Genomic DNA, 12828 nt, shown 5'->3' with positions numbered 1-12828 from the left:
CTACCGAAAATTACTTCCGATTAAAGCCGATGTCGATATTGAAGTTCGGAAAAACTAAGGGTAAATAAAGTTCCGTTTTCTTGGTTTAGGGTAATAGTTCCTTCAATTTGCTCCGTGAGAGTGCAAACTAATTCCATTCCCAAGGATTCAACATTTCTAAAGTCTACTCCGGCGGGAAAACCGATGCCATTATCTCCAACAGTTAGAATAATTTTATCTTCCTGGTTTTGGTGTAGTCCCAGATAAACAATTCCTGAGCGACCATTAGAAAAGGCGTGTTTTAAGATATTAGATACTAATTCATTCACAATTAAACCGCAGGGTTGAGCGGTTTCAATATTCAAACTAACGGGTTCAATATCGAGTTTAAACTCAATTTGACCAGCTTGGATATTATAAGAGTCAAATAAATTATCAATTAAATCTTCTAAATAATCTGCAAAATTAATTTTTTCTAAATTAGTTGAACGATAGAGTTTTTCATGGATTAAAGCCATGGAATAGATCCGATTTCGGCTATCGTCCAAAACCTTAATTAATTCAGGTTCGGTGAACATATCCGATTGAAATTCTAAAAGATTAGAAACCACCAGCAAGTTGTTTTTGACCCGGTGGTGAATTTCTTTGAGTAAAACTTCTTTTTCTCGTAAGGATGTCACCAGGGTATCTTCTGCTTTTTTGCGTTCAGTAATATCTCGATACATCCATAAATGACCTTGAGAGACTCCTTGAATCATAATCGGAACATAATCTCGTTCAAAAGTCCGTCCATCAACTAAAGAGATTTCTTCATTCGTGATCACTCGCTTTCTGCCCATGACTTCTTTATTTCTAATAATAAATTGTGCGGGATCGCTAAATAGATTTTGATATTCAAAGGAAAATGTTTTGCCATCCATACCGATCAGTTTATCGGAGGATTCTTTAATATTAAATAAATTACAAAAGGCTTGATTAATTAATACAATTTTATCAAATTCATCCTTGACTAAAACCCCTAACTGTAAATTCTCAATTAATGTGCTTAATCGAGATGTAGTTGCCCACAATTGTTCTTCAATTCTTTTGTGATCCGTAATATCTAATGCCGCGCCAGTAATTCCGATAATATTTCCTTCTAAATCCCATAAAGGATCAACGGTTAAATCATAGCATTGAAAATTTTCCTCCAAATTAGTAGTCACCTCTTTTCGCAAACCAACTTTTGTGTTCAAAACCTGTTGTTTAAGTTGGGTGAGTTGAATCGCATTTTCCCGGGGAAAAATATCAAAATCCAATTGACCAATAACGGCTTCTGATTCATATGCTCCCGTCGGATTATAAATCCAGGTGTAGCGTAACTCTAAATCTTGATTAAACACAACAATAGGCGAATTTTTTAGCGTAATTTTAAATCGTTCTTCACTAAACCGTAGGGTTACTTCCGTTTGTTTTCTTTCAATTGCCGTTGCTAAAATATTTGCCACACTTTGCAAATAATTTACCTCGTATTCGCGAAACAGTTGATTTTTTTTACCATAAATTTCTATCTGTCCTAACTGCTGGTAATTTTGTCCCCGAATCGGAATACAAATTCCTTGATTAACAAAATTAAACTTGCCATAATTAAGCTCTTTTGGCTCTAAATCCTGGCTATATTTGCAGCTACAAGAGAATAAGTTAGATATTAAATCATCTTGATTACCGGGGAGTTGATTTATGCTTAAGGATAGTGAAAATAGGGGTTCATGACTCAGAAGAATATAATTATTAAGGGGTTCATCCCAAATTGCTAAGGTTAGAAAACAGTCCTCTAAACTATATTCTAAAACTTTGCAATATTCAACGTTTAAATTGTTAGCAATCTGAATCACAACTTCATTAATGAGGGAAACTAAATTGGTTTCTGATAGGGCTTTTTGACCTAATTCGGCGATAATCGCTTGTTGATTAGCTTTATTTTCTAATTGAGACTCTATTTTCTTTAACTCGACAACTTGGCGCTGGAGTTTTTCATTCATGAAAATTAGTTCTGTTGTCCGGTCAGCCACTCGAACTTCTAAATCTTGGTTTACGATTTTTAACTCCACTTCGGCTTGTTGGCGCTCTACACCAGAGGCAATAATATTAGCAACCGCTTGTAAAAAATTAATTTCATCGGGGCTAAAGGTTCGTTGCTCCTGAGAATGAATTCCTAACACCCCAACGGGCTTTTCTTTTCCAGAAATTAAAACTGTTACCCCACTAACAATATGATGATTAGAAAAAAATTCCGAACCGCTAAAGCGGGTTTCGACCTGCAAATTCTCAACGATAACGGGTTGTTTCACTAATAATGTATAGCCCGGTTGGGACTGGGGGGTATTGCTCAGGGTCACTCGCCCCACCGAACGAGGACGCAAACCTAATCCCGTCGTTAACAAAAATGTGCCTTGGTTGGGGAGTAATTCCCAAATTTGAACATATTTGATCCCTAATGTTTGTCCCACCAAGGTTACAACCTTTTTTGCCAGGTGCTCTAAGTTGGTTTGTGAGAGGGCATATTGACCTAATTCGGCAATCACCTGTTGTTGTCGGGCGCGACGCTTGAGTTCCTGTTGGGCTGTTTCACGGATAGTAACATCCTGAATCAAGGACAAAAGAGAAATAACTTGTCCGCTTGCATCTTTTAAAACAGAATTATACCACTCACAATATACTAAGTTGCCCAGTTTCGTGTAGTTCCGATTGCAACAGATATTCCGGTTGTCCTCACCATTGAGCAACCGCGACGAGATCGCATTTACCTGTTCTAAATCCTCTGGATGTACAAATTCCCACTGATTCCAATGGCGAGCCATCAGTTCTTCTGCCTTCCAGCCAAAGATTTTTTCGGCTTGGGGCGACCACCGTTTGACCCGAAACTGCTGATCCCACTCAATCACAGCTAAAGGCGAATTTTCGACGTGAAATGTTAACTGTTGATGGGCTTGTGCTAATTCGGCTTCTATACTTGGTTGCGGGTTAGATGCGGGGGGAGTTTGGAGTTCCCGCAGGCGTTGTTGTACCCGTTGTTCAATTATTTGTTCCTGTTGGTCAAGCAGGTATTGTTTCTCTTTTTTACAATTATTTTTTGTCATAAATCACCGGATATTATAGTTGTTATTCCAACAAAAAAGCCATAGTCAACCGTCAAGCAAACAAAGGTAAATAAACGGTTACAATAGTTTGCTGATCGCTGGGACTTTCTATGATCAGTTGACCTTGATAAAGTTCGATCATTTTTTGGACAATGGCTAATCCTAACCCCGGACCTTGTTGTTCATACAATTTGCGTTCAAACTGAACATGGGGCCCAATTTGAGCTATTTGTTGAGGGGTCATTCCTCGTCCAAAGTTTTTAACTGATAAAACAAATTGATGATTTTTAACAAATCCGTTAATTTCAATCGGTTGTCCGATGGCGGAAAATTTCATGGCATTATTAACTAATTCTTCAACCAGTTTTTCTAGTCTCATTTCTGCCATGGCGATCGCCACATCTTGTAGATTGAGAAATAAATCTGCCTCCCGTTTTTCTTCTTGAACTTGATCCATTACTTTTGCCGTAATTACTCTTTGCGAGGATAGGGTTTTATCCTGACGTAAGCTGGCAATCTTTTTGGGATCGGTGGCAATTAGTTCTAATTCAGCATAGAGCAGAAAATTCATTGTCAACCGATATAAACGTTTACCAGATAGGGAAATTTGCTCGACAATTTCACGGATTTCATTAGTTTCCATAGAATCTAATTCATCCAGTAAAAATTCCGTTGATGCCAAAATTCCATTCAAAGGCGTTCTTAATTCATGGGGCAGGGAATGGGTAATATTGTTGCGAAGTTCATCTAATTTTTCCTGGGAAAATTTTTCAACTGATGCTTTTTTTTCTAGTTGAGTGGCGATCGCTTTCAGCAATTCCTTGGGGGTAAATGGTTTAATTAAATAATCATCCGCCCCCAATTCCATGCCCTTTCTTATGTCTAATTTATCGGCTTTAGACGTTAGAAAAATAAACGGAATCATCTTAGTTTCTGGTGCTTTTCGTAATGCTTCTAATACCCCATGACCATTCATTTCGGGCATGACCACATCACATAAAATTAAATCGGGATTAAATTTTTGAGCAACTTGTAAACCGATTTTGCCATTCTCGGCGGACTGGGTTTCAAATTCTTCAATTTCTAACAGTTCTAAAATGCTCTCTCGAATGAATTCTTCATTTTCAATTACTAAAATTTTGGTCATTTCAATTTACTCAATAATGTTAATTCAGGATTCTTATGGCTCAGGTTGAGAAATTTTTAATTGACTTCCACTTCTAACTAAGGTTTGAAAATCCTCTAAATTGAGCGGACGACTAAATAGATACCCCTGAATTTCATCACATTGAAAGCCCTGCAAGATATTTAATTCTTCTTGAGTTTCTATCCCTTCAGCAATCACCTTTAAATTTAAAAGATGAGCCATGTAAATTAAAGATTCTGTAATGGCTACATTGATTTTATTAGTATGGAGATTGCGAACAAAAGATTGATCTATTTTTAGCACATCAAAGGGGAATTTTTGCAGATAGTTGAGAGAAGAATATCCCGTCCCAAAATCATCAATGGCTATGGTTACTCCCAAGGCTTTTAAGGCCTGTAACTGTTGGATGGATAATTCAGGATCTCGAATTAATGAACTTTCGGTTAATTCTAATTCTAAATAATCCGGTTCACAGTCCGTACTGAGTAAAATCTCCATTAACTTTTGGCACAAATTAGGTGTTTGGAATTGCCGACCGGATAAATTTACCGCCACGCGCAAATTTCCTAAACCTTGAGATCGCCAGGCTTTACTGTGTTGACAGGCTTGAGATAAAACCCATTCGCCAATGGGTTCAATTAAACCTATTTCTTCCGCAATAGGAATAAATTTTATTGGGGAAATCATGCCCTTTTGGGGGTGTTTCCAGCGAAGTAAGGCCTCCGCACCAATAATATTTCCCGTTTTCAAACTGACTTGCGGTTGATAGTAAAGTTCAAATTCTTCTCTTTCTAAAGCATACCGCAAGGCAACTTCTAAATCAATCCTTTCCGAAAGTTGATGTTCTGAGGCGGGAATATAAAAACTATAATCATTTCCTCCTTGTTGTTTAACTTGATTCATGGCTTGTTTGGCTTCCCGCAGCAGGTGTTGAATAATATCCCGACCATCTTGGGGATAAAGGGAAATTCCAGCACTAAAGGTAATCAAAACTTCCCGATTTGTTAAGATAAAGGGATCAGATATCTGCTGTTGCAACTTTTTAATTACGGTATTAATCTCTTGTTGATCCAGAATTGGTGGGGATAAAATTGCAAATTGATTGCCATTAATATGGGTAATAATATACTCGGAAGGTAAATTTTTTCTTAACCGCTCTGCTACCGCTTTTAAAAGGGAATCTCCCCCTTCATATCCTAAAATATCGTTAATTCTGCCAAACCGATCTATCCGTAAATAGATAATTGGGATCATCCCATTTTGTTGCCAATTTTGATCGGTAATAGATAGCAATGACAACTTATCTAGCATTTGTTGAAAATATTCCAACAGGTATAAACGGTTGGGTAAGTTAGTGGTGCTATCTTGATAAATTAATTGATTAAATTTAGATTCAGCTAATTTTAATTTTTGACTATAATTAGCTTTTAAAATGGCGTGTTTTTCCAAACGAATTACAATAGCTTTGAGTAATTCTGTGGGGGTGCAAGGTTTGGTTAAATAATCATCAGCCCCAAGCTGCATTCCTTTTCTTAGGTCACCTACATCGGCGTTTGCTGTTAAGAAGATGAAGGGAATAGTTGCCGTGATGGGATTGTTTTGTAAAGCAGTGATCACCCCATAACCATCTATTTCCGGCATCCTCACATCACACAAAATTAAATCTGGTTGATGCTGAATTGCCAATTGTAAACCGATTTTGCCATTTTCAGCAGTAAAAACTTCAAAGTTTTCTGTTTCTAGTAGTTCTACAATGTTATCTCGAATTAATTCTTCATCCTCAATCACAAGAATTTTAGCCATGGTTGTTTCTCTAAAATAAATTTTTTATAGAAATAATCGTAGTGAGGCGTTCACGCCTCTAAGAAAGTCCTGAAGGACTCACTACGATTATTAAGGATGGATTAAGTGCGGGCTAAACCTTCTTGACGGGCGGTATGGGTAACGGCACTAGCAACCGCCGTAGCCACCCGTTTATCAAACACTGAAGGCACAACATATTCCCGATCTAAATCCGTGGGAGAGACTAAAGAAGCGATCGCATTTGCTGCTTCTAAATACATAGAAATAGTTAAACTTTTAGCCCCACAATCTAAGGCTCCTCGGAATAGACCAGGGAAGGCTAAAACATTATTAATTTGATTGGGATAATCACTCCGTCCTGTTGCCACGACTGCGACATCATTAAGAATTAATTCCGGTTGAATTTCAGGAATCGGATTAGCCATGGCAAAAACAATAGGATCTTTTGCCATAGATCTTACCATTTCCGGTGTCACCACACCAGGGGCACTAACTCCCATAAACACATCAGCATCTTTCATCGCATCCGCTAAAGTTCCTGATAAGTTAACGGCAAATTCCCGTTTTTGTTCGTTAATATCGGTACGATTATGGCTAATAATTCCCTTAGAATCACAGAGGGTAATATTACGCACTCCGGCTTTTTTGAATAAACGCGCCATTGCTACCCCCGCAGCACCCGCCCCGTTTAAAACCAGGTGGACATCTTCCCGTGATTTTTTGACTAATTTTAAGGAATTAATTAAGGCGGCTAAACTCACAATTGCCGTGCCATGTTGATCATCATGGAAGATCGGAATATCTAAACATTCCCGCAGTTTGGCTTCAATTTCAAAACAGCGAGGGGCGGCAATATCTTCTAAATTTATTCCTCCGAAAACTGGGGCAAGATATTTAACCGTTTCGATAATTTTGTCTGTATCTTGGGTATCCAAACAAATCGGAAACGCATCAATATCTCCAAATTCTTTAAAGAGCATGGCTTTCCCTTCCATCACGGGTAAAGCTGCACCTGGCCCCAAATTTCCTAAGCCTAAAACCGCACTACCATCAGTAATAATAGCGACGGTATTTTGTTTAATTGTCAGCTTATAAATTTGTTCTGGATCTTCAGCGATGGCTTGACAAATTCGACCCACACCCGGAGTATAAGCCATGGCTAAATCCGATTGAGATTTCAGGGGAATTTTACTTTGAATACTGATTTTTCCGGCGCGATGGAGATTAAATGTTCGGTCATAAACCGCTAATACTTTTAACTCAGTTAAACCTTTTACCGCTTGGACAATTTGTTCTGCGTGCTCTTCACTAGAGGCATCTACACTGATTTCTCGAATTGTTTTGTGCAGAGTTTGTTCCATTAAGTCAATTTGGCCTAAATTTCCCCCGACGGTGGCGATCGCTTGAAAAACACTAGCCAACATTCCGGCGCGGTTAGGCAGTTCCAGACGAATTGTAACGCTATAACTAGGATTCGGTGTTAAGCTAACCATGTTCAGTATTAATTTATTTGTCCATTCGGTATGATATCACCGGAGATCAACATCGGTCTGTAGTTGAAGCATGACATCTATCAAATTTCCTTAATACTGTTGCTGGAATTGCAGGTAATAGCTGAGGTTAGCTAAGGTAATATAGTGATCAACGTATTGCGGAGTGGGTGTTTTTTCAAGTTTTCGCTTTACTTGCTTTTTTCGCTGATTTTTTGAGGATTCCATAGTGATCATCTCAGGTTAGATTGGACGGTTTACCTTGATTATCTAATATTATCTGATCTATTCACCCTTAATAGTCTCATACTATTTATTTTTGAGGTGATCCGCACTAGAATTAAACAAAACAAGTGAAATTGCTGACTTCATTAATAAGATTAATCAGGACAATGGTTTTATCGGATTTTCAGTTATCTTCCCATACGGTTCATATTTGGCAAACTAATCTAACACGATCACCCCAACACCTAGAATTTTATCAAAGTATTCTGGCTGATGACGAGCTAAAACGGGCTAGACGGTTTAAGTTTGAACGGGATCAACAGGCGTTTATGATTGCCAGAGGAACATTAAGAATGATTCTCAGCCACTATTTAAACCTGGCTCCAAAACAGATTCAATTTAAGTATAGCTCTAATGGAAAACCGAGTTTAGATCAAGCTCCCTTACCCCTAAATTTTAATCTATCTCATGCCTATGGAAAAGCAATTTATGCGATCGCCCTTCAAGAAAATATCGGCATAGATATAGAATATATTCGGGAAATTGAAGTTATATCTTTAGCAAAACGGTTTTTTTGTAACTCTGAATATCAGTGGTTAAATTCCCTTGATTCAGAAGCACAATATACTGCATTTTTTCAACTCTGGACGTGCAAAGAAGCCTACTTAAAAGCCACGGGAGAAGGTTTAGTTGGTTTACAGGATATTGAAATTTTCACTCCTCTGGATTCAAACCTAAAAATTTTGAAAATTTCCCAGGATTCGGAATTAGCTAAAAATTGGACAATGCAAACTATTGAAACCGCAGAAAACTATCTAGCAACCTTAGCAATTAAGGGAATAAATTATCAGTTTAAATATTGGCACTGGACTGAGGAAAAATAAATCAACTATAATATTATAGCTAAAGATAGATGACAATTTAGATAATCAATGTTAATATTGTCAGTAGGTAGCTATTCAATAGTCGAGATTAATACAGGAAAAAATCATGATTGCCAATCTTCAAGATTCTCAAAAAATGACAGCAGAAGAATACCTAAAATGGGAAGCCACACAGGAAATGCGCCATGAATATGTCGATGGTGATATTGTGGCGATGACCGGGGGTAGTATTCCTCACACCAAGATTTACCTCAACTTATACAGGAGTTTGTACCCCCATCTAGGTCATAGAGGTTGTGAATCTTATGTATCCGATGTGAAAGTTCAAGCTAGTAAAAATAGTCGTTATTTCTATCCTGATTTAGTTGTTACTTGCGACCCCGAAGATTTAAAATCTCGTGAGTTTATTCAAAACCCTAAAGTTATTGTTGAAGTTCTTTCTCCAAGTACAGCAAATTATGATCGCATTGAGAAATTTAAGTATTATCGTCAGATTCCCAGTTTACAAGAATATGTGTTAATTGATTCAGAATCCATGTCTGTTGAGGTTTATCAGAGAGGGGAAGGTAAAATGTGGCGTTATTATGAATACACAAATGGAGATGCGATCGCATTACAAAGCATAGAATTTGAATGCCCGATTGAGCTTTTATATGAAGGAATTAGCTTTGATCAAGAGTAAGATTTTTGTGTTGTTGAATAGGAATCTCAATTGTAAATTCCGATCCGTTTTTAACTTGAGAAGAACACTTTAACTGACCTAGATGTCTTTCTACTACAATTTGATAAGCTGTTATGCATTTAAACTGTGATTATAGCATTACCTTTGTTTTTAAGTTTACGTCCCCATTTAATAGATAACTGTCCCTCATTTAAAAGCTGATGCAATAAACACTCTAGCTCATCAACTGATTTAAAGAGTCGATTAGCAATATATTCTTTAGCTGAATGCCAGACCAATTCAATTAAATTATAATCTGGACTATATTCTGGAAGAAATTCTAAATAGATATTAGGCATTTCTGCTTTAATTTTTTCTAGGTATTCTTCTTTTTTGTGAAAACTTGCATTATCAAGAATAATGACAATCTTTGCTCCTTTTTCTACAAATTCTTCTGCTTGATTTCCCGCTAATACCCACTCATGAATTAGCTCTTGATAAAAACTTTTTAACACTTGATAAAAATTATTTGCATTCCCTTTATCCAGAAATTCTACAAATCTTTTTTTGTCCGAGTACCTCAATCCTCCCATAACATTAACTTTTCCTTTCCTTCTGTCTCCTCTAATCTTTCTTCTCTTTCCTTTTTCACACCAGTTCTTTCTTTTTATTACTCTTAAATTAAATCCACTTTCATCCCAAAACCATACCTGTAATTGTTCTGGACTTTCTTTTGTTATTTTTAAATATTCTTCTATTTTATTTTTAAATAATTTCCTTTTTTCTGGATCTCTTTTCTCTTCCAAGCTATACTTTGCCCACAAGTAAACATACTTTTTTTTCTTTAATATCCTTCTCACTTGTGAACCACTTAATTTTATTTCTGTGATTTGTTCTAAATAAGTTGCCAATCTTTCTCCTGTCCATCTCCCAAATTCATATCCTAATTCTTCCGGTTCTTTTTCTACAGTTTCTAATAATATCTCTATATATTTATCTGTGGCTTTTCTATTATTTCCTTTCATTCTTTCATCTTTCAGGCTTTCTAACTTGTCCGGATCTCCATGTACACACCAATAACATACTTTATTTATTGAACATCCCAAAAAATTGGCAATTTCACTTTGTTTTTTACCATCATTTAGCAATAGTAGAATCAAGATTCTTTCTCTGATTTGTCCATTTTCTTCCTCTTTCAATCTTTTCTGTAGTTTCTCTACTTGCTTTTCATTTAAGTGATTTTTAGCAGGCATCTTTTTATTGATTTTTCTAAACTTAGTTTTTCATTATACCCTATTTAGATGCTGAACAGCTTATCATCTTCAGGATATAACTCTACATCATTAGAATTAAGATGAGAAATAATTTGTTGATTTTGTTCTACAATTCGCTCCTGAATAGCATCAATAGCATTAGTGAGTAAATTCATAAAGACTTGATTAATCTGACCTGCATAACAATGGACTAAGGGCAATTCCCCATAGTTTTTGATCACCTGAATTTTTTGTCTTTCTCCAGTTTCTGATAAGCGATTTTGTAAAATCAATAATGTATTTTCCAAGCCCTCATGTAAATTAACTTGTTTGACATCTGCTTCATCTAAACGCGAAAAATTTCTTAGGGATAAAACAATTTGTTGAATCCGACTCGCCCCGACTTTCATTGAAATTAATAATTTCGGAAAATCTTGTTGCAAAAAATCTATATCTACGGTTTCAATCATTTCTTGAATATCAGAAACGGGATCGGGATAACGCTCCCGATATAGGGCTACTAAATTTAATAAATCATCCAGATATTGGGCAGCATAATCAACATTTCCATAAATAAAATTAATGGGATTATTGATTTCATGGGCAACTCCTGCCACTAACTGACCTAAAGAAGACATCTTTTCCGTTTGAATTAAATGGGCTTGAGTTTGTCGTAATTTATTTAAAGTCGCTTCTAATTCTAGGGTTTGAGCTCTAGCTAAAGTCGCCGCTTCCCTGGTTTGGTTATAGAGTTGGGCTTGATTAATTGCGATCGCCACTTGCGCCGTCACAGACTGTAATAATTCGACTTCAGAATCACTCCAGCAACGGGTTTCTTGATGATTTCCACAAACTAAAACCCCGATTTCTCCCATTTGGGTTTGGATGGGGAGAGACAGCACAGAAACAAATCCAAACTGGAGTAAACATGATTTTTCTTGAGAATCAGGAAGATTACTAACATAATCAATTCGTCCTATGTTTAAATTCAAATATTGCTCCGACCAAATGCCTACTTCTTCTAAATAATATTGACCAACAATATCTGGAAAAGCCGGATCTTTAGCTTCAATAGCAATTTCCCAATAGGCCCCACTTGAATAAGGTTGAGATGGATTTTTACTATCTAAATTAAATTTAGTTTCTTCCCGTCGATACCAACAAAAATAGCATCGATCAACCTTCATTAATTCCCAAACCTGTAAAACTGTTGTTTCTAAAATTGTCTTTAAATCTAAGGAATTGCGGATTTGATTAGCTAAATGATTCATTAGTTTTTCCTGTTGAGCTAATTGTCGAAATCGAGTTTCAGATTCTGCTAATAATTCTTCCGCTAATTTCCGCTCTGTAATATCCTCGTATGTTCCTAATATTCCTACCACATTTCCCTCAGAATCATGAAAGGGAATTTTATTGGTTTCTATCCAACATTGTTTGCCATTTGCTTGTAATTGAGTTTCGATAATCCGATAACGAGGGGTATTCGTTTCCATAATCTCTTGATCAACTTGTCGATAAAATTCAGCTTGATCCAAAGTCCAACTGAAATCATAATCTGTTTTACCAATAATATCTTCAGGAGACTTTAATCCCACATCCAAAGCTAATTGTAAATTACACCCTAGAAAAACGGAATTTCGATTCTTCCAAAAAACTCTCTGAGGGATCGTATTCATAATTAATTGCAGCATTTGTTGGGATTCTTTTAGAGCTTTCTCGGTTTTTTCTTGACCATTTATATCAATAATTATGCCAATATATCGCGTAACTTTTTCTAATTTATCGGGATTTCTAAGTTTTAAAAGTTTGGGGACTAAAGGAATAATTGTACAGGCTGTAACAACAGAAATGATAGCCGGGATAGTCTTCAGTCCTTCCGATAACCAATACACAGGATACCAAAGGGTTAAAATCGCCATCAAATGATTGATTCCAAAGGCAAAAATAAATATACTAAACAGGATAAAAATACTGGAGTAGGATGAATTTTGACGCTGACGAACAAAGTAAATGAATGAAATAGGAATCGCAAAATAAACCAGTGCAATCACCAAATCTGAGACAAGATGAAGCGCGATTAATTGAGATTGCCAAAAATCCCAGGAATTAGGAGACATCAATAAAGCCATTGCAACCATTTGTTGTAAAATTATCCAGGTGAAAGTCATAACCGTTGATAAATTTTTTTATCAAAGAAAAAACACAATAAAAAATTGAATTAAACTACAAAAATAACGCAATTATTGATTAATAAACACTCCAAAAGT

Annotated in this window: 8 protein-coding genes; 2 read left to right on the top strand and 6 right to left on the bottom strand. The window is 36.3% G+C overall.

From position 1 onward, the window contains the following. Positions 1–20: 20 nt before the first annotated feature. The 4 genes from NMG86_RS08675 to NMG86_RS08660 form a co-directional block, all read right to left on the bottom strand. Positions 21–3098 carry a PAS domain S-box protein gene (locus NMG86_RS08675; RefSeq protein ID WP_026797452.1) on the bottom strand — a complete coding sequence of 1026 codons (3078 nt, stop codon included), beginning with the start codon at positions 3096–3098 and terminating at the stop codon, positions 21–23. A 52-nt stretch (positions 3099–3150) separates the two neighbouring features. Next, positions 3151–4245 (bottom strand): hybrid sensor histidine kinase/response regulator, encoded by a 1095-nt coding sequence (locus NMG86_RS08670; RefSeq protein ID WP_026797451.1) that lies wholly within the window; start codon positions 4243–4245, stop codon positions 3151–3153. A gap of 33 nt (positions 4246–4278) precedes the next feature. Then, positions 4279–6048 carry an EAL domain-containing response regulator gene (locus NMG86_RS08665; protein WP_026797450.1) on the bottom strand — a complete coding sequence of 590 codons (1770 nt, stop codon included), beginning with the start codon at positions 6046–6048 and terminating at the stop codon, positions 4279–4281. 101 nt (positions 6049–6149) lie between these two features. Then, the gene (locus NMG86_RS08660) at positions 6150–7541 is read right to left on the bottom strand and encodes a malic enzyme-like NAD(P)-binding protein (protein WP_026793566.1); all 1392 of its coding nucleotides are present in this window, start codon (positions 7539–7541) and stop codon (positions 6150–6152) included. A 389-nt stretch (positions 7542–7930) separates the two neighbouring features. Here NMG86_RS08660 and NMG86_RS08655 point away from each other — a divergent pair, with 389 nt between their 5' ends. Together NMG86_RS08655 and NMG86_RS08650 are read left to right on the top strand one after the other, a co-directional pair. Further along, positions 7931–8647, top strand: coding sequence for a 4'-phosphopantetheinyl transferase family protein (locus NMG86_RS08655; protein ID WP_026793565.1), 717 nt, complete (start codon positions 7931–7933; stop codon positions 8645–8647). A gap of 106 nt (positions 8648–8753) precedes the next feature. Then, entirely contained in the window at positions 8754–9329 is a 576-nt protein-coding gene (locus NMG86_RS08650; protein ID WP_026787315.1) for a Uma2 family endonuclease, read from the top strand. A gap of 119 nt (positions 9330–9448) precedes the next feature. Here the strand turns inward: NMG86_RS08650 and NMG86_RS08645 are convergent, their stop codons facing one another. Further along, positions 9449–10561 carry an IS630 family transposase gene (locus tag NMG86_RS08645; protein ID WP_026797113.1) on the bottom strand — a complete coding sequence of 371 codons (1113 nt, stop codon included), beginning with the start codon at positions 10559–10561 and terminating at the stop codon, positions 9449–9451. Positions 10562–10605: 44 nt separating this feature from the next. Next, a complete protein-coding gene (locus NMG86_RS08640) occupies positions 10606–12729 on the bottom strand; it encodes a PAS domain-containing protein (protein WP_199918683.1) in 2124 nt (707 codons plus the stop codon). Between the last annotated feature and the right edge of the window lie 99 nt (positions 12730–12828).

Origin of the sequence: Planktothrix rubescens CCAP 1459/22, from assembly GCA_904830895.1 — a bacterium.
GTDB lineage: Bacteria > Cyanobacteriota > Cyanobacteriia > Cyanobacteriales > Microcoleaceae > Planktothrix > Planktothrix agardhii.
The sequence above is the reverse complement of the archived record's forward strand: the minus strand, read 5'-3'. Positions and strand labels throughout refer to the sequence as shown.

Excerpts from the sequence above, each read along its gene's own strand:
- NMG86_RS08675 (WP_026797452.1), bottom strand. The coding sequence starts at position 3,098 with ATGACAAAAAATAATTGTAAAAAAGAGAAACAATACCTGCTTGACCAA.
- NMG86_RS08670 (WP_026797451.1), bottom strand. The coding sequence starts at position 4,245 with ATGACCAAAATTTTAGTAATTGAAAATGAAGAATTCATTCGAGAGAGC.
- NMG86_RS08665 (WP_026797450.1), bottom strand. The coding sequence starts at position 6,048 with ATGGCTAAAATTCTTGTGATTGAGGATGAAGAATTAATTCGAGATAAC.
- NMG86_RS08660 (WP_026793566.1), bottom strand. The coding sequence starts at position 7,541 with ATGGTTAGCTTAACACCGAATCCTAGTTATAGCGTTACAATTCGTCTG.
- NMG86_RS08655 (WP_026793565.1), top strand. The coding sequence starts at position 7,931 with ATGGTTTTATCGGATTTTCAGTTATCTTCCCATACGGTTCATATTTGG.
- NMG86_RS08650 (WP_026787315.1), top strand. The coding sequence starts at position 8,754 with ATGATTGCCAATCTTCAAGATTCTCAAAAAATGACAGCAGAAGAATAC.
- NMG86_RS08645 (WP_026797113.1), bottom strand. The coding sequence starts at position 10,561 with ATGCCTGCTAAAAATCACTTAAATGAAAAGCAAGTAGAGAAACTACAG.
- NMG86_RS08640 (WP_199918683.1), bottom strand. The coding sequence starts at position 12,729 with ATGACTTTCACCTGGATAATTTTACAACAAATGGTTGCAATGGCTTTA.